Origin of the sequence: Actinomadura vinacea (assembly GCF_039532545.1) — a bacterium.
GTDB classification, from domain to species: Bacteria; Actinomycetota; Actinomycetes; order Streptosporangiales; family Streptosporangiaceae; genus Spirillospora; species Spirillospora vinacea.
Map to the genome: position 1 here is coordinate 200,423 of NZ_BAAARW010000005.1, position 16,112 is coordinate 216,534.

General features: G+C 74.0%; 12 protein-coding genes. 11 read left to right on the plus strand and 1 reads right to left on the minus strand.

Translation table 11 applies throughout. From position 1 onward, the window contains the following. Nucleotide 1: 1 nt before the first annotated feature. Nucleotides 2-952, minus strand: coding sequence for an AAA family ATPase (locus tag ABD340_RS07515; protein WP_344588087.1), 951 nt, complete (start codon nt 950-952; stop codon nt 2-4). Between the two features lie 681 nt (nt 953-1,633). Here ABD340_RS07515 and mraZ point away from each other — a divergent pair. The 11 genes from mraZ (at nt 1,634) to murC (ending at nt 16,022) form a co-directional block, all read left to right on the plus strand. Continuing rightward, nucleotides 1,634-2,065 carry a division/cell wall cluster transcriptional repressor MraZ gene (gene mraZ, locus ABD340_RS07520; protein ID WP_344587842.1) on the plus strand — a complete coding sequence of 144 codons (432 nt, stop codon included), beginning with the start codon at nt 1,634-1,636 and terminating at the stop codon, nt 2,063-2,065. A 348-nt stretch (nt 2,066-2,413) separates the two neighbouring features. After that, entirely contained in the window at nt 2,414-3,391 is a 978-nt protein-coding gene (gene rsmH, locus ABD340_RS07525) for a 16S rRNA (cytosine(1402)-N(4))-methyltransferase RsmH (protein WP_344587843.1), read from the plus strand. Continuing rightward, the gene (ftsL, locus tag ABD340_RS07530; RefSeq protein ID WP_344587844.1) at nt 3,388-4,152 is read left to right on the plus strand and encodes a cell division protein FtsL; all 765 of its coding nucleotides are present in this window, start codon (nt 3,388-3,390) and stop codon (nt 4,150-4,152) included. The genes rsmH and ftsL overlap by 4 nt, the downstream gene beginning before the upstream one ends. A 313-nt stretch (nt 4,153-4,465) precedes the next feature. Continuing rightward, the gene (locus tag ABD340_RS07535) at nt 4,466-6,517 is read left to right on the plus strand and encodes a peptidoglycan D,D-transpeptidase FtsI family protein (RefSeq protein WP_486303560.1); all 2,052 of its coding nucleotides are present in this window, start codon (nt 4,466-4,468) and stop codon (nt 6,515-6,517) included. Between the two features lie 93 nt (nt 6,518-6,610). Then, the gene (locus ABD340_RS07540) at nt 6,611-8,212 is read left to right on the plus strand and encodes a UDP-N-acetylmuramoyl-L-alanyl-D-glutamate--2,6-diaminopimelate ligase (protein ID WP_344587847.1); all 1,602 of its coding nucleotides are present in this window, start codon (nt 6,611-6,613) and stop codon (nt 8,210-8,212) included. Continuing rightward, complete coding sequence (locus tag ABD340_RS07545; RefSeq protein WP_344587848.1) at nt 8,209-9,597, plus strand: UDP-N-acetylmuramoyl-tripeptide--D-alanyl-D-alanine ligase; 1,389 nt, start codon at nt 8,209-8,211, stop codon at nt 9,595-9,597. The genes ABD340_RS07540 and ABD340_RS07545 overlap by 4 nt, the downstream gene beginning before the upstream one ends. Next, nucleotides 9,594-10,655: a phospho-N-acetylmuramoyl-pentapeptide-transferase gene (mraY, locus tag ABD340_RS07550; RefSeq protein WP_344587849.1), complete on the plus strand. Its 1,062-nt coding sequence runs from the start codon at nt 9,594-9,596 to the stop codon at nt 10,653-10,655. Before ABD340_RS07545 ends, mraY begins: the two co-directional genes overlap by 4 nt. Further along, complete coding sequence (murD, locus tag ABD340_RS07555; protein ID WP_425547322.1) at nt 10,637-12,079, plus strand: UDP-N-acetylmuramoyl-L-alanine--D-glutamate ligase; 1,443 nt, start codon at nt 10,637-10,639, stop codon at nt 12,077-12,079. Before mraY ends, murD begins: the two co-directional genes overlap by 19 nt. Before the next feature lie 15 nt (nt 12,080-12,094). Beyond that, nucleotides 12,095-13,354, plus strand: coding sequence for a putative lipid II flippase FtsW (gene ftsW / locus ABD340_RS07560; protein ID WP_344587851.1), 1,260 nt, complete (start codon nt 12,095-12,097; stop codon nt 13,352-13,354). 114 nt (nt 13,355-13,468) lie between these two features. Next, nucleotides 13,469-14,560 carry an undecaprenyldiphospho-muramoylpentapeptide beta-N-acetylglucosaminyltransferase gene (gene murG / locus ABD340_RS07565; RefSeq protein ID WP_344587852.1) on the plus strand — a complete coding sequence of 364 codons (1,092 nt, stop codon included), beginning with the start codon at nt 13,469-13,471 and terminating at the stop codon, nt 14,558-14,560. Between the two features lie 43 nt (nt 14,561-14,603). Next, the gene (murC, locus tag ABD340_RS07570) at nt 14,604-16,022 is read left to right on the plus strand and encodes a UDP-N-acetylmuramate--L-alanine ligase (RefSeq protein WP_344587853.1); all 1,419 of its coding nucleotides are present in this window, start codon (nt 14,604-14,606) and stop codon (nt 16,020-16,022) included. Nucleotides 16,023-16,112: the final 90 nt, after the last annotated feature.

Consider the following 16,112-nt stretch of genomic DNA (forward strand, 5'->3'; position numbering starts at 1 on the left):
GTCACGCCCTGGGGGAGGGCACCGGCAGCCGCTTGACCAGTCCGGCCACCACCTGCTCGGGACGGCGCCGCTCGACCTGCGCCTCCGCCGTCGGCAGCAGCCGGTGCGCCAGCACGGGCACCGCCAGCTCCTGCACGTCGTCGGGCAGCACGTAGTCGCGCTCGTCCAGCGCCGCATAAGCGCGGGCCGCCCGCACCAGGTGCAGGGTGGCCCGCGGCGAGGCGCCCAGCCGCAGGTCGGGATGGTTCCGGGTGGCGGTGACCAGGTCGATGGCGTACTGCCGGACCTGCGCCGCGACATGCTGGCGCCGCACCACCTCGATCAGCCCGCGCACGTCGCCCGCGTGCGCGACCGGGCGCAGCCGGTCCAGCGGCGAGGACTGGCCGTGCACGTCCAGCATCTCCAGCTCGGCGGCCGGATCGGGGTAGCCCATCGAGATGCGGGCGGTGAACCGGTCGCGCTGCGCCTCCGGCAGGGGGTAGGTGCCCTCCATCTCCACCGGGTTCTGCGTGGAGATCACCATGAACGGGCGCTCCAGCGGGTAGGTGGTGCCGTCGACGGTGACCTGCCGCTCCTCCATGCACTCCAGCAGCGCCGACTGGGTCTTGGGCGAGGCGCGGTTGATCTCGTCGCCGACCACGATGTTGGCGAACACCGGGCCCGGCTTGAACTCGAACTCGCGCAGCTCCTGGTTGTAGGCGCTGACCCCGGTGATGTCGCTGGGCAGCAGGTCGGGGGTGAACTGGACGCGGCGCACCGAGCAGTCGATCGACCGGGCCAGCGCCTTGGCCAGCATCGTCTTGCCGACCCCGGGGACGTCCTCGATGAGCAGGTGCCCCTCGGCCAGCAGGACCGTCAGCGCCAGCCGCACCACCGAGGGCTTGCCCTCGATCACCGTCTCCACCGCGTCCCGGATCTTGCCCGCGACCTGGGCCAGCCCGTCCAGCCCCATGGAACCCGGTTCGGAACCGGATTCAGGGCCGGACCGATGGCCGGAACCGCCATGGCGGGTGCGGGAGGGGGCGGACGGGGACGCCGCGGATACGGCGGGGTCGGTCTCCATGAACGACTCGCCGTGCGTGCCTACTGCCACCAGCAACCCTCCTCAGCCGAGCGGCCGCCCGATTCCGCCCCGGGCCCCTTAGCGAGCCGGTACGGCATCGCCCTGCGTCCTGGTTCACGTGCCCCGGTCAATGTGCCTGTCCCCAATGACAGTGCTCCAACGATGACAGTGCTCCCCACGAGAGTGCCTGTCCCAACGACAGTACGTCGTTCGGCCGCGCCGTCGCGATGTTCATGGCGAACGGGAGCCATTGTGCTGCACCGAAATGACCTTCACAGCCCGGCCGGACGCTCCACTCCGCTCCACCCGCCGCCCGAGGTGTCCCGCCGGTGCCTCTGACCCTTCCTTGACAGGGGGTTCCGGGAGGGTGCCCGCCCAGGGGGTGGTATAGAGCGGGGGCGCGCGGGGGTCCGCCGCCCCCCACTCCGCACCACCCCCTCTGACCTGCGGGTTTCCGACGCTTCGCGGCGTGGAAGAGATGTTTTCGTAGTTGACGGTGGGGAAGAGTGGAGTAGAGTGGGGCGCCGTGGGGAGCGGTAGCGCCCCGCACGGCGCGGGAGGTGGGGGCCGTTGTTTCTCGGCACCCATGCCCCGCGTCTCGACGACAAGGGACGACTGTTCCTGCCGGCGAAGTACCGCGAGGAGCTGTCGGGGGGATTGGTGATCACGAAGGGCCAGGAACGCTGCCTGTACGTCTTCCCTATGGCGGAGTTCCAGCGCATCACCGAGGCGCTTCGTGCCGCGCCGGTCACCGAGAAGGCCGTCCGCGCGTACAGCCGGGTGTTCTTCGCCAGCGCCTCCGACGAGATCCCCGACAAACAGGGACGCGTCACCATCCCGCCGCCGCTGCGCAAGTACGCGGGCCTGACCCGCGACTGCACCGTCATCGGGGCCAACACGCGCCTGGAGATCTGGGACACCGCGGCCTGGGAGGCCTACCTCGAGCAGGAGGAAGAGGCCTTCGCCGATGTCTCGGAGGAGGTGTTGCCCGGGATCCTGTGAACTTTCACTCGTCGGTCCGATGACCGGCAATGGCCCACGTTCGGCCAGGTCTCCAGCCGCTCTCCGGCCAGCTGGCGCAGCTTCCCCGGCGCCAGACGGCGACCCCCCGCGGGAACGCGGTGATCTTCCTCACGGGCAGCGGATGGGGACCTGGCCGGGCGAGGCCGCCGGGGGGCACCGCCTGATCGAGGCTCTTCGATCGCACCTCGACCGCACCCGCCGAAGCGGGCGCTCTGGTCGGCGTATCCATGGATCGGAGCACGCGCCGGTCGCGGCACGGGCCCTGGGGGTTCCGGCCCGACGATGCCACGCAGTCCGCGAGCGTAGTGGTGGCACGAGGGGGTGAGCATGGACGTGGGGAACCACGCGGGCGAGGCCGGTCACGTACCGGTCATGCTCGGTCGCGTTCTGGAACTGCTGGCGCCCGCCGTGCAGATCACCGGCCGCGCGCCCGTCTACCTCGACGCGACCCTGGGCCTGGGCGGGCACGCCGAGGCCATGCTGGAGGCCCATCCCCGGCTCCGCCTGGTGGGGCTCGACCGCGACACCACCGCTCTGGAGCGCTCCGCCCGCAGGCTGGCGCGCTTCGGCGACCGGGTGCGGCTCGAGCACGCCGTCTACGACGAGCTGCCGGACGTCCTCGACCGGATCGGGGTGCCGCGCGTCGACGCGGCGCTGTTCGACCTCGGGGTGTCCTCACCGCAGCTGGACGAGGCCGAGCGCGGCTTCGCCTATTCCTATGACGCCCCGCTGGACATGCGGATGGACCGCGGCCAGAGCCTGACGGCGGCCGAGGTGGTCAACGGCTACCCGCCCGCCGAGCTGGCCCGCATCCTGCGCGAGTACGGAGAGGAGCGGTTCGCCCAGCGGATCGCCGCCGCGATCGTCCGCGAGCGCGAGAAGGCGCCGCTGGACTCGACCCGGCGGCTGGCCGACCTGGTGCGCACCGCGATCCCCGCCGCCACCCGCCGCACCGGGGGCAACCCCGCCAAGCGCACCTTCCAGGCGCTGCGCATCGAGGTGAACGGGGAACTGGACATCTGGCGGCGGGCGCTGCCCGCGGCGCTGGCCGCGCTGCCGGTCGGCGGCCGGATCGTGGTCCTCTCCTATCACTCGCTGGAGGACCGCATCACCAAGCGGATCCTGGCCGCCGAGGCGGCCGACACCACCCCGCCGGGGCTGCCCGTCCCGCTGCCCGAGCACCGGCCGCGGTTCCGGCTGCTCACCCGCGGCGCCGAGCTGCCCTCCGACGAGGAGACCACGACCAACCCACGGGCCGGATCGGTGCGGCTGCGCGCCGCCGAGCGGCTCCGGGAGGCGACATGACGACCACGACCAGGCGCCCGCCGGGTGCCACGCCATCGACCCCGTCCCGGGCCCGCCCGGACCGCAAGGGCCGGGGGCGTCCCGCCGACGGGGACGAGGGCTCGACGGTGCCCCTCAAGGAGGTGCCGCTCAAGGAGAAGGCGCCCGCGAAGGGCACCTCCGACGCCGCGGTGAAGGCGGCCCCGGTCGCCTCCAAGGGCAGGACGCGGCCGGCGCCGGCGGCCAAGGGCGAAGCGGCCGAGCGCCGCGCCGCGCGGCCCGCCGCGCCGCCCCGCACCCCGTTCGTGCTGCTGATCTGCGGGCTGCTGGGCGGTGCCCTGGTGAGCCTGCTGCTGCTCAACACCGTCCTCGCCGAGGACGCGTTCACCATGACCCGGCTCCAGCAGAGCAACAAGCTGCTTGGCCAGCAGCGGGAGGCGCTGCAGGAGGAGATCGCCCGCGAGGAGTCGCCGGAGCGGGTCGCGCAGAAGGCCGAGGCGCTCGGCATGCAGCGGCCGACCCGGCTGGCGTTCATCGACGGCGACACCGGCCGGCTGATCGGCGGCACCGTCCGGCCGGTGCCGCACGTGTCGGCCGCGGCCGCCGGCGCCGCCGGGGTCGTCGGAGTCCCGGGCGCGATCGTGCCCGGCGACGGCGTGCCCGTGGCCTCGACCGGCGGTCCCGCCGGAGGGCGGCCGGGGGCCGGTGCCGGCACCGCGCCGGGGACGGGCGCCGGAGCGGGCGCGCGGCCGGGTGCGGGAACGGGAGCCGGGACGCCGTGACGGGCGGCCGGGCCAGAACGGAGCGGGGGACAGGGTGACGGCGGGGCCGGGACGCGGAGCGGGGGGGCAGCCGCCCGGCCGCGGGCGCGGCGGCGCCAAGGGACGGTCGTCCCGGGGCCCGGCGGGTGGCGAGGAGAGCCGCAAGACCGGCAAGACCGGCAAGGGCGGCCAGAACGCTAAGAACGCCAAGGACGGCAAGACCGGCAAGAACAACAAGAGCGGCCCGGGCGCGGCGCGCGCGTCCGGGCGCAAGACGGGCGATCCGCCGCGGTCGCCGGGCGGTTCCGGCCCCCGGCGACCGGCCCGCAACGGCATGGTCCCCCCGCCGCGCCCCGCCGCCGGCGGGAGGGCCGACGGCAAGAAGGGCGGCACCGGAAAGACCGCGGGAAAGACCGAGGGCAAGGCCGCGGGAAAGGCCGCGGGAAAGGCCGCGGGTAAGGGCCCGGAGAACGACACGGGCACACGGCCCAGGCGGCGGCCCAACGACAAGGCGCCGCCCGGCCGCGGCACGGCGAAGCGGACCGCCGCGGGCAGCGGGCCCGCGACGAAGAGGCCCAAGCGCCCGGGACGCGCCGGAGGGCGCGGCGGCGGGCCGCCCAGGCGCCGCCCGCCCCGCCCGCGCGTCCCCTTCCACCGGCGCGACCCGATCAAGCGGCTCAACGTCGGACTGCTGGTCGTGGCGTTCGTGCTCTCGCTGTTCGCCGGGCGGCTGGTGCAGCTGCAGACGATCGAGTCCGCCTCCTACAGCGATCTGGCGATGGAGCAGCGGCTGAAGGAGATCGACCTGCCCGCGACGCGCGGCGACATCACCGACGCGCAGGGCAACCCGCTGGCCATGACCGTCGAGGCCCGCGCGATCTTCGCCGACCCGTACCTGATCAAACCGGAGAAGCGGCAGGCGATCGTGGCCGCGCTGGCCCCGGCGCTGAGCCTGGACCCGGCCTACGTGATGAAGATCATCAGTAAGCCCGGCAGCCGGTTCGAGTACCTCGCGCACGGCGTCCGCCCGGACCAGGCGCGGCTGGTGACCGGCTACAAGTTCCTGGGCATCGGCACGCTGCCCGAATACCGGCGGCAGTACCCGAACGACTCCCTCGCGGCGGGCGTCATAGGGTTCGTGAACGGCGAGGGGAAGGGCGCCGCCGGCCTGGAGCACGCGATGGACTCGCGGCTGTCCGGCCGCAACGGCTGGCAGCGCGTCGAGATCAGCCCCGAGGGCCAGCACATCCCGATGGGCGAGGACCAGAAGCGGCCACCGGTGCCCGGCACCGGGGTCCGGCTCACGCTGATGCGCGACATGCAGTTCCACGCGCAGCGGGCCATCGAGCAGCAGGTCGCGAAGACCGGCGCGCGCAGCGGCAGCGTCATCGTGATGGACCCGCGCGACGGCAAGATGCTGGCCATGGCGTCCGCGCCCGGCTACGACCCCAACGACTACGGCAGCTCGCCCTCCAGCCGGTGGGGCAGCCCGATCGTCCAGGAGGCCTTCGAGCCGGGCTCGACCGGCAAGGTGCTCACCGCCGCGGCGGCCATGGAGAAGGGCGGGGTGACGCCCGGGACGGTGTTCACCGTGCCCGACCGGATCAGGCGCTACGACCGGGTGTTCCGCGACTCCCACACGCACCCCACCCAGCGGCTCACCTTCGGCGGGGTGCTGGCCACCTCCAGCAACGTGGGCACCATCCTGGCCAGCGAGCGGATCCCGCAGCAGACCCTGTACCAGTTCCTGCGCGCCTTCGGTTTCGGCGAGCGGACCGGCATCGGCCTGCCCGGCGAGACCGCCGGGCAGCTGCTGCCGCCCAGCCGCTGGTCGGGCACCGACCGCTACCCGATCGCGTTCGGGCAGACCGTCTCGGTGAACGCGCTGCAGATGGCCAGCGTGTACGCCACCATCGCCAACGACGGGGTGCGGGTCGCGCCCAACCTGATCGCGGGCACCACCGGCGGCGACGGGAGGTTCACCGCCGCGCAGCGGCCCGCGAGCCGGCAGGTGATCAGCGCCGAGACCGCGCGGCAGATCCGGGACATGCTGGAGGGCGTCACGACGCCCGACGGCACCGCGCCCAAGGCCAGGATCCCCGGCTACCGGGTGGCCGGCAAGACCGGCACCGCCGAGATCGTCAACCCGCGCTGCGGCTGCTACGACGGCAGCGGCTACACCGCCTCGTTCGCCGGCCTCGCGCCCGCCGACGACCCGCAGCTGGTCGTCCAGGTGGTGCTGCAAGGGCCCCGGAAGGGGAGCCACTATGGTGGCGATGTGGCGGCTCCCGTCTTCAAGGACGTGATGAGCTTCGCGCTGCAGACCCGCAAGATCCCACCGACGGGGAGCAAACCGCCGATCACCAAGATCTACGCCCGCGACTGAGCGCAGCGAGTACTCTCTCTCGCCGTGAGCCCAGCACCTGTGCCCCGGCCGGCGGACCAGCCGGCCCCTTCGACCCGTACCGGAAGAAACGCCATGCGCCCGAACACCAACCCGGCCCGTCCGCTCTCAGGGCTCGCGGCGCTGCTCGGCGCCGAAGGCGGCGCGCCGGCCGAACCGGCCGGGACGTCCGGGGAGGCCGCCGGGATCTCGGTCACCGGCATCACGCACGACTCGCGCGCGGTGCTGCCCGGCGACCTGTACGCGGCGCTGCCGGGCGCCCGCGCGCACGGCGCCGAGTTCGCCGCGAAGGCCGCCGAGGCGGGCGCCGCCGCGATCCTGACCGACCGGGCCGGGCGCGAGCGCGCCGCGGCGACCGGGCTGCCGGTGCTGGTGGTGGACGACCCGCGGGCCCGGCTCGGCACCGCCGCGGCCTGGGTGTACGGCGAGCCCGCCAACGACCTGACCCTGATCGGGGTGACCGGCACCAGCGGCAAGACCACCACCGTCTACCTGCTGGAGGCGGGCCTGCGCGCGGCCGGGGTGGAGACCGCCGTGGTCGGCACCGTGGAGATGCGCATCCAGGACGCCCGGCTGCCCAGCGCGCTGACCACCCCGGAGGCCACCGACCTGCACGCGATCTTCGCGATGATGCGCGAGCGCGGGGTGGGCGCGGCGGCGATGGAGGTCTCCAGCCACGCGCTGGAGCAGGGCCGGGTCGGCGGCGCCCGCTACGAGGTGGCGATCTTCACCAACCTGTCCCAGGACCACCTGGACTACCACCCGACCATGCGGCACTACTTCGCGGCCAAGGCGAAGCTGTTCACGCCCGAATACTCCCGGGTCGGCGTGGTCAACCTCGACGACCACCACGGGCGCGAGCTGATCGAGACCGCGACCGTGCCGCTCACCACCTTCTCCGCCGGCGGCGACCCGGCCGCCGACTGGCGGGCCGAGGACGTGCGCACCGGCGCCGACGGCAGCGTGTTCCGGGTGGTCGGGCCGGGCGGGGTCGAGGCCGACGCGGCCGTGCAGCTCGCCGGGCCGTTCAACGTCGCCAACGCGCTGGCGGCGATCGTGGCGCTGGTGGAGGCGGGCATCCCGCTGCAGACGGCGGTGCACGGCGTGGCCGCGCTGCCGGGCGTGCCGGGCCGGCTGGAACGGGTGGACGAGGGGCAGGACTTCACGGCCCTGGTCGACTACTCGCACAAGCCGGGCGCGGTGGAGGCCGTCCTGACGGCGCTGCGCCCGGTCACCGAGGGCCGGCTGGTGGTGGTGCTGGGCTGCGGCGGCGACCGCGACCGGGGCAAGCGGCCGCTGATGGGCGAGGCCGCGGCCCGGCTGGCCGACCAGGCCTACTTCACCAACGACAACCCCAGGTCGGAGGATCCGCTGGCGATCCTCGCCGCGATGTTCGAGGGCGTGCTCAAGGTGCCGCAGCCGCACCGGGCGCACATCGTGCTGGAGCCCGACCGCGCCGCGGCGATCGAGCTGGCGATCGGCCGGGCCCGGCGCGGCGACGTGGTCGTCGTCGCCGGCAAGGGGCACGAGCAGGGCCAGTACACGGCGGGCGAGATGCGCCCCTTCGACGACCGCGAGGTCGTCCGGGAGGCGCTGCGGCGCCGCGCTGCGGCCCGGGCGGGCGCCCCGGGCCGAGATATGAGGCAGGACCTGAGAGGGGACGGGACGCAGGCGTGATCCCACTTCCGCTGTCGACGATCGCGGAGCTGACCGGCGGCACCCTGGCGGACGGCACCGGCGACCGCGAGGTGACCGGTCCGGTGGTCATCGACTCCAGGCAGGCCGTCCCGGGGGCGCTGTTCGCGGCCTTCCGCGGCGAGCGGGCCGACGGGCACGACTTCGCCGCCGCCGCGTACGAGGCCGGGGCGGCGGCGGTGCTGGCCGAGCGCCCCGTCGGCGGCCCGGCCGTGCTCGTCGACGACGTCGAGCGCGCCCTGGGCGAGCTGGCCCGCGGCGTCCTGGACAGGCTGCCCGAGGTCACCGTGACCGGCATCACCGGCTCGTCGGGCAAGACCTCCACCAAGGACCTCATCGCCCAGGTCGTCGGGTCGGCGGGGCCCACGATCGCGCCGCCCGGATCGTTCAACAACGAGATCGGGCTGCCGCTGACCGTGCTGCGCGCCGATGCGGGCACCCGGCACCTGGTGCTGGAGATGGGCGCGCGTGGCATCGGTCACATCGCCTACCTGGCCGGGATCGCCCGGCCGGGCGTCGGCGTGGTCCTCAACGTCGGCACCGCGCACCTCGGCGAGTTCGGCGGCCGCGAGGGCATCGCCAAGGCCAAGGGCGAACTGGCCGAGGCGGTGCCGCCCGGCGGCACCGTGATCCTCAACGCCGACGACCCGCTGGTCGCCGCGATGACGTCCCGCACCGAGGCCGCGGTGGTGACCTTCGGCCGGTCCGCGCGGGCCGACGTCCGGGCCGCGGACGAGCGGCTCGACGACACCGGCCGCCCCCGGTTCACGCTGGTCACCCCGGAGGGCGCGGCCCCGGTGGAACTGCTGCTGCACGGCTCGCACGCGGTCTCCAACGCGCTGGCCGCCGCCGCCGTGGGACGCGCCGCCGGGCTGGACGCGGCGGCCGTGGCGGCGGCGCTGTCGCAGGCCCGGCCCGCCAGCCGGTGGCGGATGGAGGTCACCGAGCGGGCCGACGGCGTCACGGTCGTCAACGACGCCTACAACGCCAATCCCGAGTCGACCCGGGCCGCCGTCGACGTGCTGGCGCACATGGCCCGCGGCCGCCGCGCGTTCGCCGTCCTGGGCGAAATGGCCGAACTGGGCACCGAGTCCGCGGTGGAACATGCCAAGATCGGGCAGCATGTCGCGCGCAGCGGCATCGCAGGCCTCGTCGTCGTCGGCGCGAACGCAGCCGCGATGGCCGAAGGGGCCGACCAGGTGGCGTCATGGACGGGAGAGTGCGTACAGGTGGATGACGTCGGCGCGGCGGTGACCGCGCTCAGCGGGCGGCTGAGGCCGCGGGACGTCGTACTGGTGAAGGGCTCTCGCGTCGCCGGGATGGAACGGATCGCGCAGGCGCTGCTCCAGGAGGGTGAGCCCGCGTGACCAACATCATCATCGCGGCGCTGATCGCCATGATCTTCGGCATGGTCGGCACGCCGGTGTGGATCCGGATCGTCAACCGGCTGGGCTACGGCCAGATGATCCGGGAGGAGGGCCCGTCCGGGCACCACGGCAAGCGCGGCACCCCCACCATGGGCGGCACCGTGTTCATCGTCGGGTCGCTGGCCGGGTACGCGGGCGCGCACCTGTTCGACGGCTCGATGCCGACGGTGTCGGGCGCGCTGGTGCTGTTCCTGATGACCGGGCTGGGCCTGGTCGGCTTCGTGGACGACTACATCAAGGTGTTCAAGCAGCGCAGCCTGGGCCTGCGCAGCGGCGCCAAGATGATCGGCATCGTCCTGGTCGGCGTGGTCTTCGCGGTCGTGTCGCTGAACTTCCCCAACGGGTACGACATCACCCCCGCCTCCCCGCACCTGTCGTTCCTGCGCGACTTCGGCCCCTCGATCGGCCCGTACCTGTTCGTGGTGTGGGCGCTGCTGCTGATCGCGGCGATGTCCAACGGCGTGAACCTCACCGACGGGCTGGACGGCCTGGCGGCGGGCCCGGCCGGCATGGTGCTGGCCGCGTACGTGATCATCGGCAACTGGCAGCTGCGCAACAGCTGCTACGACTTCGCGCTGGCGCCCAACTGCTACAGCGTCCGCGACCCGCTCGACCTGGCGGTGGTCGCGGCGGCGGTGCTGGGCGGCGTGTTCGGGTTCCTGTGGTGGAACGCCCCGCCCGCCAAGATCTTCATGGGCGACACCGGTTCGCTGGCGCTGGGCGGGGTGCTGGTCGGGCTTGCCATCCTCACCCGCACCCAGTTCCTGCTGGCCATCCTGTGCGGCCTGATCGTGATGATCACCCTGTCGGTGATGATCCAGGTCGGCGGGTTCAAGCTGACCAAGAAGCGGGTGTTCAAGATGGCCCCGCTGCAGCACCACTTCGAGCTGTCGGGCTGGGCCGAGACCACGATCGTCGTCCGCTTCTGGCTGATGTCGGCGCTGTTCACCGCGATCGGCCTCGGCCTGTTCTACCTGGAATGGATGCCCAAGAGTTGAGTTCGCACCGGGGGGAGTGGGCCGGCCGCGCGGTGTGCGTGGCCGGCCTGGGGGTGTCGGGCCGGGCGGCGGCCCGGGTCCTGGCCGAGCGGGGCGCCCGCGTCACGGTCGTCGAGGGCCGCGACGGCGCCGAGCAGCGCGCGCACGCCGCCGATCTGGAGGCCCGCGGGATCAGCGTGCGGCTCGGTGCCGGCGACACCCTGCCGGACGGCACCGAGCTGGTCGTCATCTCGCCGGGGTGGCGTCCCGACGCGCCGCTGCCGCGCGCGGCCGCCGCCGCGGGGATCGAGGTCTACGGCGAGGTCGAGCTGGCATGGCGGCTGCGTCCCGAGGGCGCGGCGCCGTGGCTGGCGATCACCGGCACCGACGGCAAGACCACGGTGGTGCGGATGCTGGCCCGCATGCTGGAGGCCGCCGGGTACGACGCGCTGGCCGTCGGCAACGTCGGCACGCCCATCGTGGAGGCCGTCCTGGAGAAGCACGACGTGCTCGCGGTGGAGCTGTCCAGCTACCAGCTGCACTGGTCGAGCTCCCCGGCGCCGCTCGCCGCCGCCGTGCTCAACCTGGCGCCCGACCACCTGGACTGGCACGGCTCCATGGAGGAGTACGCCGCGGCCAAGGCCAAGATCTTCCAGCGGTGCGGCACCGCCGTCTACAACGCCGACGACCCCGGCTCCGCGGAGCTGGCCGCCGACTCGGCCGCCGGCGACGCGCGGCGGGTCGGCTTCACGCTGGACGTGCCGCGGCCCGGCTCCCTCGGCGTCGTGGAGGAACTGCTCGTCGACCGCGCTTTCACCGGCGACCCCGAGCGGGAGGCGGCGGAGCTGGCCGGGCTGCGGGACGTGCGCCCGTTCGCGCCTCACAACGTCGCCAACGCGCTCGCCGCCGCCGCGCTCGCCCGCGCCTACGGGGCGCCGCCCGAGGCGGTACGGGACGGCCTGCGCGCGTTCGTGCCCGACCCGCACCGCATCCAACACGTCGCCGACGTCGGCGGCGTCACCTACATCAACGACTCCAAGGCCACCCAGCCGCACGCGGCCGCGGCCTCCCTGGCCGCCTACGAGTCCATCGTGTGGATCGCGGGCGGGCTGCTGAAGGGCCTGGAGGTCGACGACCTCGTCCGCTCCTGCGCCGCCCGGCTGCGCGGCGCGGTGCTGATGGGACGCGACCGGGCCCGGATCGCCGAGGCACTCGCGCGACACGCGCCCGATGTTCCCGTCGTCGACGTCGCCGACACCGACACTGGGGCGATGGACCGCGTCGTGAACGAAGCCGCCGCCCTGGCCCGTCCGGGCGACACCGTGCTGCTCGCCCCGGTCGGGGCCTCCTTCGACATGTTCGCCAACTACCCGGCGCGCGGCGACGCCTTCATCGCCTCGGTGCGGCGCCTGCCCGGCGCCCGTCCCGAGGGCGAGGCCGGCTGACGGCGGGGAGCCACCGTGAGCACCGCGATACCGGCTGAGGACCCGCCCGCCGAGCGGCCCGGGCCGCGCGAGCGGGTCGCCGCCGCGATCGGCCTGCTCGACCGCCCGCTGACCTCGTACTACCTGGTGCTGGGCTGCACGGTGATGCTGCTGGCGCTGGGGCTGACCATGGTGCTGTCGGCGTCGCTGGTCAAGCAGATCGAGGAGACCGGCTCGGCGTACACGCTGCTGCAGAAGCAGGCGGTGTGGGTCGCGATCGGGCTGCCGGGCATGTGGCTGGCCTCCCGGCTGCCGGTCAAGACGTTCCGGGCGCTGGCCTACCCGCTGCTGCTGCTGTCGATCGTGGCGCTGCTGCTGGTGCTGGTCCCGGGGCTGGGCCGGACGGCCGGCGGCGCCACCCGCTGGATCGCCCTGGGGCCGCTCCAGATCCAGCCGTCCGAGCCCGCCAAGCTGGCGCTGGTGCTGTGGGGCGCCGACCTGCTGGCCCGCAAGGAGCGCCTCGGCCAGCTCACCGAGTGGAAGCCGCTGCTGGTGCCGCTGCTGCCCGGCGCCGGGCTGCTGGTGCTGCTGGTGATGCTCGGGGACGACCTGGGCACCACGCTGATCCTGCTGACGATCTTCCTCGGGCTGCTGTGGGTGGTGGGCGCGCCCGGCCGGCTGTTCGTCGGGATGGCCGGGCTGGTGTGCCTGCTGGTGGCGATCCTCATCGTCGTCGAGCCGTACCGGATGCAGCGGCTCACCGGATTCCTGGACCGCAGCGGCGACCCGCTGGGCGCGCGCTACCAGGGCCTCCAGGGCCTGTACGCGCTCGCCTCGGGCGGCTGGTTCGGCACCGGCCTGGGCGAGGGGCGGGCCAAGTGGTACTTCCTCCCGCACGCCGAGACCGACTTCATCTTCGCGATCGTCGGAGAGGAGTTCGGACTGGTGGGTACGCTCGTGGTGCTCAGCCTGTTCGGGCTGCTGGCCTACGCGGGCCTGCGGATCGCCAGGCGCGTCAAGGACCCGTTCACCCGGCTGGCCGCGGCCGGCGCCACCGCCTGGCTCGTGGTGCAGGCGATCGTGAACATCGGGGCGGTGATCGGCGTGCTCCCCATCACGGGGATCCCGCTGCCGCTGGTCTCCTACGGGGGGTCGGCGCTGATCCCCACCCTGATCGCGCTCGGCATGCTGCTGGCCTTCGCCAAACGCGAGCCCGGGGCGCGCCAGGCACTGGCCGCGCGGGGTCCCGGACCGGTCCCGCGGGCCCTAAGCTGGCTGGGCCTGGCACGGCGCTGAGACCCCACACCGGGGTGCCGATCGGCCCGGCGACCGGCGTCCGCGGGCACGCGGCGCGGGAGGCGGGGCCCGCGGCACCGCCACGACGAACATGCTGAGGAGTTGTCAACGAGCATGAGGGTTGTCCTGGCCGGCGGCGGCACCGCCGGACACATCGAGCCTGCCCTGGCCCTGGCCGACGCGCTGCGACGCAACGATCCCAACGTGGGGATCACCTGCCTCGGCACCGAGCGCGGCCTGGAGAACAGGCTCGTCCCGCAGCGGGGGTACGAGCTCGCCCTGATCCCGCCCGTGCCGCTGCCCCGCACCCTGACCCCGCAGCTGCTGACCGTACCCGGCCGGCTGCGCGGCGCGATCAACGCGGCGGCGAACGTCCTGGACCAGGCGCGGGCCGACGTCCTGGTCGGCTTCGGCGGCTACGTCGCCACTCCCGGCTACCTCGCGGCGCGCAAGCGCAAGGTGCCGATCATCGTGCACGAGGCCAACCCCAAACCCGGGCTGGCCAACAAGCTCGGCGCCCGCTTCACCGACCACGTCGCGGTGTCGCACACCGACTCGCCGCTGCCCAACGCCCGGTTCGTCGGGATCCCGCTGCGCCGGGAGATCGCCGCGCTGGACCGGCTGGCGATGGGCGACAAGGCCCGCTCCTACTTCGGGCTGCTGCCCGACCTGCCCACGCTGCTGATCTTCGGCGGTTCGCAGGGCGCGCGCTCGCTGAACCGGGCCGCGGTGGCGGCCGCCCCCGCGTTCCGGCAGGCCGGCATCCAGGTGCTGCACATCGTCGGGCCCAAGAACACCGAGGAGCCCGCGCAGACCGCCGGCGGCCCGCAGTACGTGACGATCCCGTACTGCGACCGGATGGACCTGGCCTACGCCGCCGCCGACATGGCGATGTGCCGGGCGGGCGCGATGACCTGCGCCGAGCTGGCGGCGGTGGCGCTGCCGGCGGTGTACGTGCCGCTCCCGATCGGCAACGGCGAGCAGCGGCTCAACGCCGAGCCGATCGTGGCCGGCGGCGGCGGGCTGCTGGTCGACGACGCCGAGCTGACGCCGGAGTGGATCGCCTACTCCCTGCTGCCGGTGCTGGCCGATCCGGCGCGGGTCGCGCACATGTCCGAGGCGGCCGGGCGAATGGGCCGCCGGGACGCCGACGTGGCGCTCGCGCAGATGGTGTACGAGGTGGTCCGCGGAGGTGGCCGGGCATGAGCCCGGCGGGCCGCGCGGTGAACGAGGGGACGAGAGCCACCCGATGAGTCTGATCAGTCCGGGCGAGGCCTTGCCGGCGGGGGAGCTGGGCAGGGTCCATTTCATCGCGATCGGCGGGGCCGGCATGTCCGGCATCGCGCGGATCATGCTCAAGCGCGGCATGGCCGTCTCCGGCAGCGACGCCGCGGACTCCGAGCTGCTGGCCCAGCTGGGCGATCTGGGCGCCAAGGTGTTCGTCGGCCACGACGCGGCGTACCTGGGGGACGCCGATACCGTGGTGGTGTCGACCGCGATCCGCGACTCGAACCCCGAGCTGGTCGCGGCGCGCGAGCGCGGGCTGCGGGTGCTGCACCGGTCGGCGGCGCTGGCGTCGCTGATGGCCGGGCGGCGGGCGGTCGCGGTGGCGGGCACGCACGGCAAGACCACGACCACCTCGATGCTGACGGTCGCGCTGCAGCACGCGGGCGCCGACCCGTCGTACTGCATCGGCGGGCAGCTGGTCACCACCGGGCTGGGCGCCGACGAGGGGCGCGGCGAGGTGTTCGTGGCCGAGGCCGACGAGAGCGACGGCTCGTTCCTGATGTACTCGCCGTGGATCGCCGTGATCACCAATGTCGAGGCCGACCATCTGGACAACTACGGCGGCTTCGAGAAGGTGAAGGAGAACTTCGCCCGTTTCGTCGACCGCGTCGAGCCTGGCGGGACGCTGGTGGCGGGCGCCGACGACCCGGTGGCGATGGAGCTGGCCGAGCGCGGCCGGGAGCGCGGGCTGGCCGTCCTGACCTACGGGGAGGCGCCGGGCGCCGACCTGCGGGTGACCGGTTTCACGCCGCGCGGCCTGGGCTCCCGCTTCGACCTCGAGGGCGTGGGCGAGGTGACGCTGGGCGTCCCCGGGCGCCACAACGCGCTGAACGCCGCGGCGGTGGTCGCGGTCGCGCGCGCCCTGGGCCTGGACCTGGGCGCGGTGCGGGACGGGCTGGCCGGGTTCCAGGGGGCCATGCGCCGTTTGGAGCCCAAGGGCGAGGCGGCGGGCGTCGAGGTGTTCGACAGCTACGCCCACCACCCGACCGAGCTGACCGCCGACCTGTCGGCCACCCGCGACTACGTGGAGCAGAAGGCCGGCCAGGGCGGGCCGTCCGGGCGGATCGTGGCGGTGTTCCAGCCGCACCTTTACAGCCGCACGCGGTTCTTCGCCGCCGAGTTCGGCGCGGCGCTGGGGCTGGCCGACGTCGCGGTCGTCCTGGACGTCTACGGCGCCCGGGAGGACCCGGAGCCGGGCGTCACGGGCCGGCTGGTGGCCGATCGGGTCCCCGAGGGGACCGCCTGGGAGTACGTGCCCGACCAGGCCGAGGTGGCCGCCGCGGTGGTCCGGCTGGCCGTGCCCGGCGACGTGGTCATCACGCTGGGCGCGGGCGACGTGACCAGGCTCGGCCCCGAGATCCTCGCCCTGCTCTCGCGATAATCCCCGTTCACGGGCGCGGTTCGGGGCCGATCTCGGGGATCCGGGCGTGGGGTCCCCGGTTTCGGGGGCGATCACTGTCAAGCTTGGGTC